Raw genomic sequence first — 15,527 nt, 5'->3', positions numbered from 1 at the left:
GGAGCGAGCGTTTCGCCGAGGAAGAAGACAGGTTGGCATAAGCGGGTCACGGCTACATTCCTCGGAGCAACGACACTTATGTCATTGTCAATAACCGGGCTGACGAGCATGCCCGCTGCGGCACAGCAGCAGAAACCAAACATTCTCTTCATCATGGGCGACGACATCGGCATTATGCAGCCGAGGATCTACCATCAAGGCCTGATGGTCGGTGAGACACCCAACATCGACCGCATCGGACGAGAGGGTGCGAAGTTCATGACCTACTACGCCGAGCAAAGCTGCACTGCCGGGCGCACCGCCTTCTTCACCGGCATGACGCCGCTGCGCGCCGGCATGATTCCGCCGCAACTGCCCGGCAGCCCATCCTTCCTGCAGCCCGGCACGCCGTCGCTGGCCAAGTTCCTGCTCGACCTCGGCTACAACACCGGCGAGTTCGGCAAGAACCATCTTGGCGACCACTCGGCAGCGCTGCCGACGGCACACGGCTTCCAGGAGTTCTGGGGCTACCTTTATCACCTCGATGCGATGCAGGGCGTGAGCTTCCCCGACATCAACAAGACTCCGATTGAACAGGCCATCGTTGCGCCTTGCAAGAACACGCCGGTGCGCGGACTCGCGGAGGTCCCAGGCGCGGTGGATCCCGCGACCACGCTGTGCATGACGCCGCCGCGGCCGGTAATCGCCTGTACCTCTTCCGACGGCACCGAGAGGAACCAGACGTGCAAGGACGAGGGCCCGATGACGCTGAAGCGCTCTGAAACCGCGGATGAGGAAATCTCGGCCAAGGTCATCGACTTTCTCGACCGCAACGACCCGAAGAAGACCAACAAGCCGTTCTTCGTCTGGTATAACCCGGCGCGCATGCACATCACCACCATGCTGTCCGACAAGTACATGGCAATGGTAGGGACGCCCGGTGGCAGGGACTGGGGCGTCAACGAAGCCGGCATGAAGCAGATGGACGACAACATCGGCTATGTGATCAAGAAACTCGAAGACATGGGCCAGCTCGACAATACGATTGTAGTCTTCACCACCGACAACGGCGCCGAAGTGATCACCTACCCCGATGGCGGCAACACGCCGTTCAAGGGTGGCAAGCTGACCACCTGGGAGGGCGGCATGCGCGCTCCGTGCGTCATTCGCTGGCCGGGCCAAATCAAGCCTGGCACAGTCTTGGACGACATCTTCGCATCGTACGACTGGTTACCGACCTTTGTTGAAATCGCCGGTGGCGCCAAGGGCAACGACCTCAACAGGCAGATCATGGCGGGCACGTATCCCGGCATCGTCAAGACCAAGCTTCAAGGCGTCAACCAGCTCGACTATCTGACCGGCAAGTCGGACAAATCGGCACGCGATCACTTCTTCTACTACGGAGGTCCGGTTCCGTCGGCAGTGCGCTACAAGAACTGGAAGATCTACTTCGCGATGGCATCAGAGGCCGCGAGCGGTGGCCTCCTGGGGGTCCATACCTTCCATTGGCCTTTGGTCAACAACATCAAGCGGGATCCGTTCGAGGGTTCGGTTGGTTTCCAGCCGTCAAGCCTTATGGGTCAGAGCGGCGCACTCGCCGGACCGGTGACCGCTTATATCTACGACTGGAACATCATTCCTGTTGGCCAGGCGCTGTGGCTGCAGGAGCTCGAAAGCTACGGGCCGTACCCGTCGCTGCAGTCCCCGGCGTCCTACAGCCTGGCCCAGGTTCTGACGGAGGTGAAAGAACAGATGAAGAGGACTCGCGCAAAAGGAGATTAGGACGTCGCGAGACTAGATAGCCTAGCAAGGCGTCTGATCATGCTCGCGGGCGGCTCGAAAGAGTCTCCCGCGACTCTCTCAGCCGGCGATTTCAGCAATTGGCCCTTAGCCGAACAAGGCTGAGACCATTGTAGTGTCGGCTATCGGCGGCAGATCGGACGCGGGGCCGTGCTCACTTCGACCGCCGCTTGTGACCCTAAGGCGACATTGCATCCGTTCAATCAGCCGGCGCACTGGCAATGGGGTTCTCCACCGCGTGGTGCTCGAGCCTTTAGTTGGCCGCTCTCTGTATCGCTCTATGCGATCCGCTTTATGCCGGGCGGCTGCCATGTCCCTTCGCCCGGCGGCAAGATCGAAGGTGCTTCGGTCTTCGGCCAGTAGAGCCGCATGACAAGATAGATCGTGTCGTTCGGCGCCGGCAGCCAGTTTGCTTCCTTGCCAGCGCCGGGCGACTTGTTCTGGATGTAGAGCGTTAGTGATCCGTCCGCATTCTTTTTCATGTTCGGCAGCATCGGCGAGTTGATCAGATAGCGGTTGATCGGATTTTCGATCAGGAGTTGGGACTTGCCGTCATACATCGTCAGCGACCAGAACGAATTCACCGGTGGCAGTTTTCCGGCCGGGAAAGTCAGTGTGTAGTTGTGCTTGCTGCCGTCGAGCGTTTGACCGTCGCCGTCAACGCGCGTGAATGGATAGGTCGCTTCCGCCGGGTCATTACCATAGATGCCGGCCTGAGCGGCGACGGCACGCTTCAACCAGTCGCCATTGTAGTGGGCGCTATCGCCTGGAAGACCGCTAACCCGCCAGCCATTGATCGCCTTGCCGACATTGGCGACGGCCTCGTCGACTTTCCGCTGGCCTTCCTTCATGCCAAGGCCTATCTCCAGTTTCTGCTCCAGAGGGAGGTCCTTAAAGTTGAAGGTCTTGCCAGGCCCAATGCCGATGCGTGCTAGCTTGGCGCGTATCTCTTTCTCATTGCCCTGCGCCGGCGCGAATTGCAGCGCGAAGTCGAGATAATCGAAGAAGTTGGTCTTCACGAGTTCCTTATCGATCTTGGGGAAGTCGATGGTTGGCGCGGCCGGCGGCGGCGTCTGCTTCAGATAGGCCGATAGCATCTGCACCTTGTAGCCAGCCTGCACCTTCTTGACGTTGTCGAGATCTTCCGGACCGAAAAGCTGGGTGCGATAGCCTGCGACGGAAAACTGTGTGCTCGAACGAAACACCTGCTTGATGCCCGCCGGGGTGTCGCCCTTCCAGTCGGGCCCGACCACCATGTAGTCGCCGGCCTCGCTCCCTGTGGCACGGGTGCCTATATAGCCGTAATTGTAGGTATTGCCGTCGCATAGCATGACCGAGTAGTAGCGCTTCGGATCGATCGCCGGCACCGAGAGCACCACCGGCTCCGCCCGCAAATCCATCCACACGAAGGAATAGGGTGTGTCGCTGTTCGGCGTGACGATTGCGGTATCTTTGTAGGTGAAGACGTTAGGTTCGTTCTTGATCTGATTGAACGGAGCCTTGAACTGCCCAGAATTCCGATCGATCGCATATTCATGCATGACGGCATAGTTCATCACGATAGGCAGGCCGTAGACGAACCCTGCCTCGGCAATGTCTTTTGCCTCGAAAAAACCTGAGCGATCGACGCTGGTCTGTGCGTGCGCGGGGACAGACTTCGCCGTCGATGCAGTGATGGCAGCCAAGGCGGCCGAACGAAGAAGATCGCGCTTAGTAAACATTTTCCGCAGTCCTTCCAGTTCTTTGTGCTCAAGCGCGCATGCGCTGCTCGCAGATCGATTTGTTTGAGAAGTTTCGCACCTGCCGCGATGGTTGACAATGCAAAATCGGACAACCCTAAGCATGCCCGGAGGTCCGTTGTTGGCCCTTAGCGTCGAAGCGTACCCATCACTTCGGCGTCGGCTGTTCGGGGAAGACCGGACATGGATGCAGGTATGCCAACCGACGCGAATTGCACTAAGCCGCTGTCGCGGTAGAGCACGACGGCTCGATATCCGCGGTAGGGAAGTGGCTCCGCTGCCCGGCGACAGATCGGCCCGGGTGGGCTCTGCCAGCAATTAGCTGCGCATGGCGGCGCGGAAACCGACGAAGCTCAACGCGCCCGCCACGGTGACGGCAATCCAGCTCACCCGAAACGGTACATCGACGCCATTCAAGGTACGGACCAGCGCATCACAATCCGGATCAACTGCAAAAGCGCGCTCAGGGCAAAGATGGCGGCGGCGAGCGTGCAAAAGGTTCTTATGGTCATTGCCCGTCTCCGACGGCACACGAGGACGTGGCTCGCCCCCGCAGCCAAAATGGGGAGGGGCCGGCGCGGCGGCCGCTCCCTTTAAGCAGGGAAGTAGCTAAACAGAGCCATTCTCGATGTATCGCACAATCGCCGTTTCGCGACGCCGCGAGTCGGGATCACTTCCGCTTTTGGCACAAATGCGAAGTGCAGCGATGTCCGCGGTTACTGTGAGCGGCACTTCGTCCCCACAATCCGCGGGCAGTGTTACTGCGCCAGAAATCTATATGCGACAATCAGAGCCACCACGCTCGCGAAAATCAGCAGTGCTGGAAGGAGTTCTCGGATCATTGGCTTCGTCGAATGCAGTGCAGCCGATAGACCGGGCTGATTAGGCCGTTTCTTGAGCCGCACGACTTTGCCCTCTGTCATTGGTGTGCGAGCCTTTGGTTCCGGGGGCGCGCCCACGCCTCCCATCTCGCTGTAATAAGCGCTGTAGACCTCGCGAACGGCTAGGGCCGTGGACTCGGCCTCGCTCATTGTCTCGAGCCGAGTTCGATAGTTAGTCAGAAAGCTTTGGGCGCTGGACGGCAGGTCATCGAAACCACCGAGCTTGGCCATCATGAGCCAGGTGGCAAAATCCGCCTCAGCCTTCGTGCGCGCTTTCTTGGCGATACTAGCTTTGGAGCTAGAGGACATGGTGGTCCGATTGGTTTGAACCCGGCCGCGAAGCTGTTCATTGACACCATCCGCGCGGCGGGAAAGGCAATTGGCAATCCAGTCACAGTAATGACGGCGCGGGAGAGTTCAAACGCGAATCTTACCAACTAGTCGGCTCCTGGCCCAGGTTGAAGCGGACTGAGCAGGCTCGCTAGGGTAGGGCTCACCTCCGCTGATGCCCCAACGGCAGTAGCTCTGCGACGCACATACGAACAGTAAGCGCGGAAAACAGCGCCTGCAGGCCGATCCATTAACGTTAGCGGATATCCACTCCTCTGCATTTGGCGGCTCACTATATTGGTATCTCAGCGGAATTTTACTTTGCGCGTTCAGCTCGCGTAATTTGCTACGGTGATAAACTACGGAATGCCTTCATTCGAAGGAGTCTTACACGCGGAGAGCTCTGAGGATCGCCGTGCTCGCTGCGGGCGATGTCATCTTGGTCGCACGAATGGATCGCTTGGCGCGATCAATCCGCGATCCGTTGAATCTGGTTTCGGAGATCACAATGAGCGAGGCCCGTCGTTCCGGTCGCTGCGTGAACACTGGGCCAACAACAGCAACGCGCACGGTTGCCTGATCCTGACCGTTCTCGGCGGCCTCAACGCCTAGTACCGAAGCATGCTTCGCGTCTGCCACCGAGCACGCGCAATGAGCAAAGCGACACCGCGCGAGGCCGTGACCATTTTACTAAAGATGGCCGTTTAACCGTGTATCGTATTTTCGATATCAGCGACGCTTAGATAGCGATATCGTCAGCGCTGATTCAGCATGCTGTTCCTGAAAGTGCCAAAGCCAGCGCGGCCACGGACTGAGGATGGCACATGATCAAGCATTCCACAGATGGCCTACTGTTTTTTGAAGGCCGAGAATTGAGCATTACTGCTTACGGCGTTAGCCGGACGCACGCCCAAGTCCACGCTGATCGGCTGGGTCTTCTTCCAATACGCTTCTACATCACGCTTGACGGCTTTCTTACAGTTGCAAAATGTCGGCTCGTGTGGAGATGGCGGGACGATATCAGTGTCGTCTTTGAAAGATGGCTTGATATCCGCCAACGGATCGCGCTTGATCAAATAGGCGCTGGTGAAGCCCGTGATCAACAATCCAGATAGGTGATGGTCGATACACCGCTCGCACCGAAGCTGGCCAAGCGCGGCTGGTTGGCGGGTGGCTGTTGGAGAGGAGCCCGCGGGAGATCTCGATGTTGGGCATGCGCTTGCAGGCCCAGACCCCGCTGCCGCTGTTTGCCTAAGACCAACCTGGCCAGGCTGTTGGCGCGGCGGAGCAATTTTGGCGTTGGGCGGTCGGTGAAATTGCCGGGCAACGATTCCCCGCCTTAACCGGGAAGGAGTGGGTCCAGGGTTAAGGAATGGTTAAGCCGGGTCTGGGAGGTTGCATGGGGGTGACCTGAAACGAGGCCCATCATGTTGAGCCTAAAGGAAGCTAACCCGGTATCCGGGGAATTGAACATCGGCCAGATCGACACCGCCGAGTTGCTGCTGCACCGCGTATACGCCTTTGGAGCAGCCGAGGGACATGCCGCCGACCTGTCAGTGGGGCAAGACGCTGCGGGTTGGGAACGGGCGGAAATGGCTCTGCTACAGGCGCAGATCGACACCCAGTCCCAAATTATCAAGCTGCTCCGCAACGAATTGTCAGATGTGAAGAAGGACCGCGACGCCTGGCGCAGTCGGGCTGACAGGCTGTGTCAGTCGGTTTCGAATGATCTCACAGCCAGCCCGCGCCCAGGATCGTTTGCGGCATCTCTCCAGCAGCGTCGTATACATTTCCGGCAGCATTGACTCAAACAATTGGCGCATGGCCCGCAGCCTTACCGGCATTCCTTCTCGCCCTCGCGGCGCGCCGCCTCGCTCGCCGGGTTTTTCAACTTGCGCCAGTTCTTCGATGGGCCGCTGCGGTAAGGCGCGTCGAACTCCTATCGAAGGAAGCCCGCCATTCGCGACGGGCTCAAGTCTAAGGGAGGAAAAGCGCCATGAAGGACGCGGCAAAAGCCTACGGCGAGTCGCGCCGATGCGGTGTGTCGCGATCGTCACTGTGGACAACAAAGCGCCCCTAGCGCTACGCGCAAGGAATGACAGATCGGGGCTGGGGCCGCCCATTTTACGATCCGATCAAAGTGCCTGGCGGCAAGCTGGTGACGCTGCACGATGCCGGCGAGAATATCGCTGGGCTTCTACCGGACGATCCGATCAAGGCGGCAGCCCGTGATACAACCAAATATCTGATCTTTCATTTGGGTGCCTACCCGGCAACCCCTAATGCAAACGCGCACATCGTCGCCCCACACACGGCCTTTGGTTTGAGAATTCGAGATGCACCGATTGTTGCATGCCTTGTCGTTATCGGGGCATTTGGACAAACAAGCTGCAAGGCCAAGTCGCTCGCCTTCGGAAAATGTCGCTTCTTGGGCGATTGCGAGCGTCGTCGTTGTCGCCGCAATATAAAGGGCGAGCGTGAATGCCCTCTTTAGGATTTCTGTAGCTGACATTATTTCCTGCCTCTGTTTGAGACCTCGGAAAACAGCGTACGCCGGACACACCACCAAGGCGCAAGGCGCCCAAGAAATATCGGATCGTGAAGTAGCCCGCCAGCGTGAACCGGCGGGCCTCGCAAACTCTATCCAACCCGAAGATTTCCGGCGGATTCCTTGCCGCGGTCCGTGACTAGTTCATAGCTGACCTTAGCGCCCTCGTTGAGGCTGCTCAGGCCGGCCCTCTCAACGGCCGAGATATGGACAAATACGTCTTTGCCGCCTTTGTCAGGTTGAATAAACCCATAGCCTTTTGTCGCGTTAAACCACTTCACCGTCCCTGTAGCCACGTCGATTCTCCCCATTAATTCGAAACTTGAAAGGATGGAATTAGAAATCTGGCGAAACAAAGGGCCCGCTATGATGAGCCGGAAAGCGCTGCGCTCAACGACGGGCCCTAATCCGCCGACGATCTAATGGCCAGGAGAGCGTTGAATGGCAGAACGGGGCGGGGGCGGCTGTTCGAAAGTCCGATTGAGGTAGCCGGCCGTAAGCTGGTCACATTGCGCGATGCCGGCCGATACATCACCTCGCTGCCAAAGAAGGGCGTCGAGCGGCATAGGACACTGGGGGGCAAAAGCGTTGATTGCGCCCAATCTCAATGGGGGCCGGTCTGCCCCAAGAAGTCGATATGACCACGCGCTTGGCAAACGGTCGGCTAAGGGCCGATTGTGTTGCAACAGTCTTTTTGGGGTGACGAACGAAAATTCTTAGAGCCGCTGATGCGTTTTACGCGCGCGACGTGAGGGACCATATCGTTTCATCCGAAATCGACCACGGACCTTCGTAGCGGAGCTGAATAGCGACGCGGCAGCGGAGAAGTCTAAAGATCTACTCTCGCGAGGTTTTTAGGGCCGTTCGATTTTCGACTTTTGCAACACTATCGGCCATGTGTGGACGTAAGGCGTTGTCCAGCCCACCCTGACTCCTGCCTATCTCGCGAGTTGTTTAGGTGATGAAGACGACCCGCGTTTCCAGCGAAACCCGCCGGTACAAATCCTCGACATCGTCGTTCACCAGCCGAATGCATCCGGAAAAGACGAGATGGCCGATCGTCTTCGGCGAATTCGTGCCGTGGATGAGCAGTCCGGGCTTGTCGAGCAACAGTGCGCGGGCGCCGAGGAAACTGCCGGGACGGCCGGCCGACGCCTGCAAGGCTTCGGTGTCCCTGCTACTCGTAGCGGAAGGCTGCCAGTCCGGCCATTCCAGCTTGTTTGCGATGCGGAAGAAGCTGCCGCCCTTCTGGCAGGCCTGCGCGATCCCGATGCCGTAGCGGCGCGCGGAATTGTTGTTATCGATCAGGTAGAGAAAGCGGTTTTCGCGGTCGACCACGATCGAGCCGGGAACGACGGTGGTCCGGTAAAAGACCACTTGTCGCTGTAGCGCGAACGGCAGGCCTTCGCCTGTGGAGCCGCCATCGACGCCAGGCTTGAGATCCGCCATGACGGCCTCTTCGCGCACACGCTGCACCTTGGGCGGCGTCGATGCGGCATTGCTGGCAACAATGGCCGGTCCTTTAATAGCGACATAGACGTAGAGCAAGGCAGACGCGGCGATGGCAGCAACGAGCGCAGCCGCGCCGATGGCGAGCGGCTTCCAGTTCCTCCCCGTCGACAACACCTCGTTGATTTCAGCCGCGGCGTTCGCTTCCTCGGCGGCCATGTCATCCTCGATCCGCCGGATGGCGTCCTCCAGCGCGGCGGCGTGCGACGACGCGGCCTCGCGCGTGAGGTGGGATCGCGTGATCAGTCCAAAGGCGTCCTTGTAAATCCGGTCGCGCGCCGCGGCATCTTTGCCTGCGACGGCTTTCGTGATCAGCGCATAATAATCCACGTCCATGGTCGGCCCCCAAAAGGAATTATCTGACGGGAGGCGCGTACTGAATTCCGCCCTGCGTCCAGAGCCCGTTCAGTCCGCGCGGGATACTGAGCTTCGACTGCGTTCCAACATTTCTCTCGTAGATTTCGCCGTAATTGCCGACTGCGCGCACCGCGCGAGCGGCCCAATCTTTTGTAAGGCCCAGCTGCTCGCCGAACTCGCCTTCGCCGCCGAGCAGGCGCCTGATGTCGGGATTTTGCGATTTCGCGGCGTCGTCGACCGTTGCCGACTTGACACCCAATTCCTCGGCATTGATCACCGCATAGAGTGTCCACTTCACCAAGTTGAACCACTGGTCGTCGCCTTGCCGCACCGCGGGCCCAAGCGGCTCCTTCGAAATCACCTCCGGCAAGATGATGTGGCTGTCGGGCGCGGACAGCTTGAGGCGCTCGGCGTAGAGTTGCGACACGTCGCTGGTCAGCACGTCGCATTTGCGATCATCATAGGCTTTTCGGCTCTCTTCCGCGGTGTCGAGTGCCAGCACCTTCAGTGCCATGTCCTTGGTGCGAAAATAGTCCGTCAGGTTCAGTTCGCTGGTGGTGCCGGTCTGGGTGCAAACCGTCTTGCCTCCTAGCTGCAATGCGGTGTCGATCCCGGTATCCCGCCGCAACAGAAAGCCCTGACCGTCATAATAGGCGATACCGGCGAACATCAGACCGAGCGAACTCTCCCGCGACATCGTCCAGGTCGAGTTGCGCGACAGCAAATCGATCTTGCCCGACTGCAGCGCCGCGAAGCGGGAGGTTGCATCGAGCGGGGTGAACGTCACCTTGGCGGGATCGCCTAAAATCGCTGCCGCAACCGCCCGGCATATGTCGACGTCGAAACCGCTCCAGTTGCTCTTGTCGTCCATGCTGGAAAATCCCAGCAGTCCCTGGCTGACACCGCAATTCAGCGAACCGCGCTCTTTGACGGTTTTCAGGGTCTGCGCGCGGGCGGGATGGCTCCCCGCAACAATCATAGCCATCAACACGACGGCCGCGAGGATGATGGGGCGCTTCCTGAAGTCGGGCATGCCAGTCTCACGACAAGTGGTTGCCACAGCGTTTTTCGGCCAAAGGATTTCAGCAGGCTAGCACAACCCGAACGACTACCAATACGCTGCAGAACGGCGCGGCCTTCAGACGAAAAACGCATAGGTCCCCTTGATCAGCCAAAAGGCCGCCATTGTCCCGATCGCGTAAGCCACAGCAAAATCTAGCCGATTGACCGCCTGTGGGACCAATGTCGGTTTCGCGTAAAGTGCGATTGCGCAGCAGAAAAATCCAGATCGCCGCTACGCGTGGTACAGATCGTCTGCAACGGATGCGTTCGCTTGACGAAGTCCCTTCCGGGTCAAGATGCGAAGAACTCAGAGCGAGCAAAGTCAGTCCGCTCCACCCCACCAAGCGGCCCCCAATCTAGGTGTCGCCACTTCGCTGATGGGCTGAGAGCGGACGCTGCCTCGAGTTTGTCATATTCAGGCCACTTGAGGCCTGCGGATGGTTCCGTCATTATATCTGGAACCTTCGGTAGACCCGCCCATGTCCGACCTCGCGGCAAAAGTCACGAAGATTCAACGAGCGATGCCCGCCGCGTTTGATCCGACGAAGTGGGCAGGCGTCATCACACTCACATTTGCTATCGCTATTGCGTATTTCACCGCTGCGCGGCTTAGCCTCGAATTGCTGACCAAGCCGGAGGGCGTGGCAGTGTTCTGGCCGGCGGCGGGCGTGTCGGCAGGCGCTCTGATCGTTCTGGGGGCCCGCGCGCGATGGCCGGTCATCTTCGGCACGATGGTTGCGACCATTTTGGCCAACCTGCTTGGCGATCGAAATCTCTGGGGTGCCATTCTCTTCGGCTGTTGTAATGCTTTCGAGGCCGGGCTCGCGGCATGGCTGATCGACCGTTACCATGGTTCCGGCTTCACGTTGGCCAAGCCGCACAACGTGATTGCATTGGTCGGGGCAGCATCCGTCGCGACTGCCGTGTCCGGCGTCGGCGGCGCTGTTGTATTCAAGTTCTTTCACAGCGCGACCACTCCGATATGGGTTACCTGGCAGCATTGGTTCGCATCTGACGCACTGGGGATCATCGTCGTTGCGCCATTGCTCATCGAGTTCGCCTCAGCTGCGCGGGACCGGCCGCCCGTGGCCGAGCTTCTGGAGGGCGCTTTAACCGTCGCGATGTTGGCGCTGGTGAGCGCGCTGGCCATTTTCCTGCGTTCGGATCTTCTGTCAAACGTCGGACCAGTCGCTGTCCTTTTTGCGCCGCTGCTATGGCTCGCAGCGCGATGCCGGCCGGTTTTTGCCGCAGCTGCGGCTTTCATCGTCAGTCTTTCAATCGTTTGGACGACGACCTTTGGCATTGGCTATTTCGGCAATCCCACCCTTGCGATAGACGAGCGCGTCGCTGCAGCGCAGGTCAGCATTCTGCTCGTGACCATCGGCGCATCGCTTCTGGCGGCACTGTTTGCCGAAATCCGCGACAAACGGAGGATTGCCGAAGCGGCGCTGCACGCCAGCGAAACCCAGCGCTATCTCATTGAGACCGAGAAACTCGCCGCACTCGGGCGCCTTGTTGCGGGGGTCGCACACGAGCTCAACAGCCCTGTTGGTACCAGCTTGACGGTCGCCTCGACACTCGCACAACGCTGCTCAAGGTTTGCCAATCAAACAATCTCCGGTCCTGTGCGCCGTTCGTCCCTCTCGGAATTTGTCGACAGCAACCGCGACGCCGCCAACCAGCTGGTTGCCAATCTGGAGCGCGCTGGCAAGCTGATTCAGGCGTTCAAGCAAGTTGCCGTCGATCGCGATCTAGCAGATCGCCGCAGCTTTGACCTCAGGATTGCAACCGAGCAAATCGTGGCCAGCGTCGTTCCCGGTCTGCCTAAACCTCGCAGTCCACTGGCGCTCGATATTCCCTCCGACATCATCATGGAGAGCTATCCGGGCGCTTACGGTCAGGTGTTGACGAACCTGATCTTCAATGCCGTTACCCACGGCTTTGCTGACCGATCTTGCGGCGACATGTTGATTGAGGCAACCCGCATCGGCAGCGACTTCGTAAAGATTACTTTTTCTGATGACGGAATAGGCATTTCGGAGGACGCCCTGCGAAACGTGTTCGATCCTTTCTTCACCACGCGGCGGGCGAAGGGCAGTACCGGGCTCGGCCTTCACATCGTCCATAACCTCGTGACCAAGCAACTGGGCGGTCGTATCACGCTGGCCTCCGCCCTTGGGAAGGGGACTTCGATCTCTATGACACTTCCGCTGGTCGCCCCTGGAAACGAAAGGCCAATCGGCGCAGCGGGTGCGATAAATGATGATCGATCAGCAGATTTGCGAGCAGAAACGAAGAAGAGGGATTCAGCTATTTGATCGCCTCCATCTCGTTCAATGCCTCACATGCGCTGGGATATGGACCCGTGTAAAATGTAGTTGCACATCACCCTCCACATTTGCTCGTAAGAAGTGCCACGGGCGCAAGACGAGCATGCTTGGCTGCGCAGATCGCGGTCGGGCGCAGGAACCGATAGCGGCGCTTCGAGGTCACTCGGCGTTCTTCTTGTGAGTTGGGCTTATCCGGCCCTCAGAGAGTCGATCTCCTCCTGTCCGGCTCCATCGCTGGGGCAGGGGGCTGAATAGCGATGGAGCGGGAGTCGAACGCTTCGATAGTACCAACGCTAGAAATCGACCGAGGTCCTCGACGCGCTAGATTGCAGGCATGATTCTAGCCTGTTGGTGGCCGATGCATGGGACCATTCGTTCAGACTGGAGCTTGGATTTGGATCGGCACGTCGGGCGAAGGTCTGCGCTGCGTCGCACGACCTCGGCGAAATCTAACGAGTGTTGCAGCCAAACAATTCCCAAAATCACATTGCGGCCCCAATATCGACGGTAGCCGGTCAGGATTCGACCAGCGTTGACTGGCTAGGCCCGGCACACTTATCGGCGGGGGCAGTGTGCCGGGCCGCCGACGCGGGGTGCATTGCCGTGGAAAGCTCGAGGAAATCAATCGGTCGGCTTCGTTGGGTCGTAGACAGCGATCGCGAGGAGTTCGCTAGTTTTGAGGCGGGGCGCCATTCCGATGGCGTCAGCGGGAACGATGCCGAACGAGAGGCATCTTCACTCAGTGAGCGCGTTTCGACGAATCTAGCGCTGATCCGTGCGTACGAAGCCAAGAACAACTAGCTGCAGGTATTTGCTCCAAGGGGCAATAGCGGAGGGCGGAGCGCGATTCAGCGACTGCGCCTCGCATTTACGATCTACGTCATCTACGCAGCCGCTCGATCTTCCTTGTTCGCTCTACGAATTACGGTCTTGAGCGCGTTACCCGGCCAACGGCCGTTTCCGACAAACGATGACTTCCAGTGGGACAAGCGTGAAAGCCTCCGCCACCAAGGCTGCCTTACCGTCGACAGCGCCCCCTCGAGGTGCGCGGCTCTCGCTTGGGCAGCCGTAGTTTCAATATTTGCCTTAAGCAGTTCGGCTAGGAGCTTGTTGGTGCGGTCATACTCTCTCTCAAAGTCCGCCCGGTGACCGCCGGCGACAGACTTCATCTCCATAAGATCCGCCTGCAACGTCGCAATGTGTTCCTTTAGGGCGGTCACCGCCTGGTGACCGGCCCGGGGGGCTGGGGTGCGCGCGTGACAGGAGAATGGCTGATTTCCGCAAGGTCGACCTGTACCAGCGTCTTGCCATCGTTGGAGCGGGAGCGCGGCAAGCGATGTCGTTTGACGAGCGCTCTTGCAGCTTCTGGGGAGATTTTGAGTCGTTCGCCCAAGTCGGCGTAAGTGAACATCTCGACGGGCATGATGGGTGCTCCCGTTTGGCCGGATGGTCACCATCCGGACATCCGCCCAACGGCCTCATCCAGCCGTGCGGTCGCCAAATTGGATTACGTTGGCGCCCGTGAGGAATGCGGCCCAATCCTTCATTAGTGCTCTTCGCTTTTCCAGCTTTTGCCCTCGCTGATACGCCGCGGTTGTCTCGCTCTTGTACTTGTGGGCTAACGCGGCCTCGCGCACGCCATCCGGATAGTCGGTGCATTCCTCAGCCCAAGTTGCGAAAGTCGACCGGAAGCCGTGCACTGTCACGTGTCCATAGCCGAGACGATCAAGTACTGCGAGCATCGCGTTCTCGGAGAATGCCCTGCCATCGGGATTGGTGAAGATGAGTTCGCCCTGGCGGCCATCGCGCATCTCGTCGAGAACTGCCAACGCGGGATCCGTCAAGGGAACGTGGTGGTCCTGGTCCATCTTCATTCGCTCGCTAGGAATTTTCCAAGTCGAGCCCGGCCGATCGATCTCGGACCAATGCCCTTCAATGGCCTCGTTGGTGCGGCAAGCCGTGAAGATTAGGAAGCGTACCATGGCGGCAGCTGTTCCGGGCGCACTGGCAAGGAGCTTCAAAAACGCCGGCGCCTCGCTGTAAGGTAAGGCCGGATGATGGCGTACGACCCGCTTGGGGCGCTTTGGCAGCTTTTCGCGCAACTGCCTCGTCAGTTCGGCCGGATTGCGGAAGTCTGGATCGTCGATATCAACGTTCTTCGCAACAACCGTTTCGATCCGGCCGCGGACACGGTTCGCAGTCTCGCGCTTCTCCACCCAGATCGGCTTGAGCAGATCGTGGATGTGGCTCGGCTTAATCTCTGGGATGGTCAGCTTGCCGATGGTGGGATAGGCGTAGCGCTTGAGGGAGGATGGCCACTGATCGCGATGCTTCTCGCTCCAGGTCGACCAATTCGTCCGGATGTAGGCTTCCGCACATTCCTCGAACGTGGGCAACACAACCTTGGCCTCGACGGCTCTCGCTTCTTCGCGCGCCTTTCGCCTCTCCTCCACTATGTCCACGCCAGCGGTGGTGCGATCGCCTTTCACGCGCAGCCGCGCCGCATCCCGTGCCAGCCGCGCATCCTTTAGCGATACATCCTTTAGAGAGCCTAGCCCGTGCCAGCGCTCCTTGCCGTCTTTCCAATATCTGTATGACCAGCTCTTCGATGTTGGTCCGGCGATGATCAAGTAGAGCCCATCGCCATCGGCGTATTTGCCGGGCTTGGTTTGGCGTTGTACGTCGAGCGGTTTGAGCCTTCCAGCCATCGTTCCTCCGGGAAAAACCGTCCTCCGAACCCACGGGCAAAAACCACGGTCAGTGACCCGATTAGAAGGAACACCGGCGAACTGCGAAGTACAGCTCTCCGACGCAAGTCACTGATTTTGCTGTGGACTTCGAACGACTACGAACAGAGGAGAACAATATACTGGCGGAAGGGGTGGGATTCGAACCCACGGTGCCCTTGCGGGCACGCCGGTTTTCAAGACCGGTGCCTTAAACCACTCGGCCACCCTTCCGAGACTTGAAATTGCTAGGCTTTTCGTTGCTT

General features: G+C 59.1%; 14 protein-coding genes and 1 tRNA gene. 5 read left to right on the top strand and 10 right to left on the bottom strand.

The window, feature by feature from the left end; all coding sequences use genetic code 11:
- Positions 1-108: 108 nt before the first annotated feature.
- The gene (locus AB7245_RS23025) at positions 109-1,761 is read left to right on the top strand and encodes an arylsulfatase (RefSeq protein WP_354133839.1); all 1,653 of its coding nucleotides are present in this window, start codon (positions 109-111) and stop codon (positions 1,759-1,761) included.
- A gap of 296 nt (positions 1,762-2,057) precedes the next feature.
- On the opposite strand, the gene AB7245_RS23020 is transcribed toward AB7245_RS23025, so the two are convergent.
- From AB7245_RS23020 to AB7245_RS23010, 3 genes are all read right to left on the bottom strand, one after another.
- Positions 2,058-3,500, bottom strand: a complete 1,443-nt coding sequence (locus AB7245_RS23020) for a DUF1254 domain-containing protein (protein ID WP_354133870.1) — start codon at positions 3,498-3,500, stop codon at positions 2,058-2,060.
- A 336-nt stretch (positions 3,501-3,836) separates the two neighbouring features.
- Positions 3,837-4,049, bottom strand: coding sequence for a hypothetical protein (locus tag AB7245_RS23015; protein WP_354133838.1), 213 nt, complete (start codon positions 4,047-4,049; stop codon positions 3,837-3,839).
- Positions 4,050-4,276: 227 nt separating this feature from the next.
- On the bottom strand, positions 4,277-4,708 hold the full coding sequence (locus AB7245_RS23010; protein ID WP_354133837.1) for a hypothetical protein: 432 nt from the start codon (positions 4,706-4,708) through the stop codon (positions 4,277-4,279).
- A gap of 424 nt (positions 4,709-5,132) precedes the next feature.
- On the opposite strand from AB7245_RS23010, the gene AB7245_RS23005 reads away from it, so the two are divergent.
- Positions 5,133-5,309: a recombinase family protein gene (locus AB7245_RS23005; protein ID WP_439035757.1), complete on the top strand. Its 177-nt coding sequence runs from the start codon at positions 5,133-5,135 to the stop codon at positions 5,307-5,309.
- Between the two features lie 268 nt (positions 5,310-5,577).
- Here the strand turns inward: AB7245_RS23005 and AB7245_RS23000 are convergent, their stop codons facing one another.
- Entirely contained in the window at positions 5,578-5,832 is a 255-nt protein-coding gene (locus AB7245_RS23000; RefSeq protein ID WP_354081244.1) for a hypothetical protein, read from the bottom strand.
- A 324-nt stretch (positions 5,833-6,156) separates the two neighbouring features.
- On the opposite strand from AB7245_RS23000, the gene AB7245_RS22995 reads away from it, so the two are divergent.
- Positions 6,157-6,534: a hypothetical protein gene (locus tag AB7245_RS22995; protein WP_439035015.1), complete on the top strand. Its 378-nt coding sequence runs from the start codon at positions 6,157-6,159 to the stop codon at positions 6,532-6,534.
- Between the two features lie 290 nt (positions 6,535-6,824).
- A complete protein-coding gene (locus tag AB7245_RS22990) occupies positions 6,825-7,223 on the top strand; it encodes a hypothetical protein (protein ID WP_439035014.1) in 399 nt (132 codons plus the stop codon).
- Between the two features lie 146 nt (positions 7,224-7,369).
- Here AB7245_RS22990 and AB7245_RS22985 read toward each other — a convergent pair whose 3' ends face one another.
- The 3 genes from AB7245_RS22985 to AB7245_RS22975 form a co-directional block, all read right to left on the bottom strand.
- The gene (locus AB7245_RS22985) at positions 7,370-7,573 is read right to left on the bottom strand and encodes a cold-shock protein (protein ID WP_354081238.1); all 204 of its coding nucleotides are present in this window, start codon (positions 7,571-7,573) and stop codon (positions 7,370-7,372) included.
- Positions 7,574-8,231: 658 nt separating this feature from the next.
- Positions 8,232-8,945, bottom strand: a complete 714-nt coding sequence (locus AB7245_RS22980; protein WP_354081236.1) for a L,D-transpeptidase — start codon at positions 8,943-8,945, stop codon at positions 8,232-8,234.
- Positions 8,946-9,141: 196 nt separating this feature from the next.
- Entirely contained in the window at positions 9,142-10,176 is a 1,035-nt protein-coding gene (locus AB7245_RS22975; protein WP_439035013.1) for an amino acid ABC transporter substrate-binding protein, read from the bottom strand.
- A gap of 508 nt (positions 10,177-10,684) precedes the next feature.
- Between AB7245_RS22975 and AB7245_RS22970 the strand changes: the two genes are divergently transcribed.
- Positions 10,685-12,523 (top strand): ATP-binding protein, encoded by a 1,839-nt coding sequence (locus AB7245_RS22970; RefSeq protein ID WP_354081234.1) that lies wholly within the window; start codon positions 10,685-10,687, stop codon positions 12,521-12,523.
- A 1,228-nt stretch (positions 12,524-13,751) separates the two neighbouring features.
- Here AB7245_RS22970 and AB7245_RS22965 read toward each other — a convergent pair.
- The 3 genes from AB7245_RS22965 to AB7245_RS22955 form a co-directional block, all read right to left on the bottom strand.
- Positions 13,752-13,958, bottom strand: coding sequence for a hypothetical protein (locus AB7245_RS22965; RefSeq protein WP_439035012.1), 207 nt, complete (start codon positions 13,956-13,958; stop codon positions 13,752-13,754).
- A gap of 55 nt (positions 13,959-14,013) precedes the next feature.
- Entirely contained in the window at positions 14,014-15,243 is a 1,230-nt protein-coding gene (locus AB7245_RS22960; RefSeq protein WP_439035011.1) for a tyrosine-type recombinase/integrase, read from the bottom strand.
- A 162-nt stretch (positions 15,244-15,405) separates the two neighbouring features.
- A tRNA-Ser gene (locus AB7245_RS22955) sits at positions 15,406-15,495 on the bottom strand.
- Between the last annotated feature and the right edge of the window lie 32 nt (positions 15,496-15,527).

The organism is Bradyrhizobium sp. 604_D8_N2_3, from assembly GCF_051810765.1.
GTDB classification, from domain to species: domain Bacteria; phylum Pseudomonadota; class Alphaproteobacteria; order Rhizobiales; family Xanthobacteraceae; genus Bradyrhizobium; species Bradyrhizobium barranii.
This window is presented reverse-complemented; position numbering and strand designations above follow the sequence as displayed.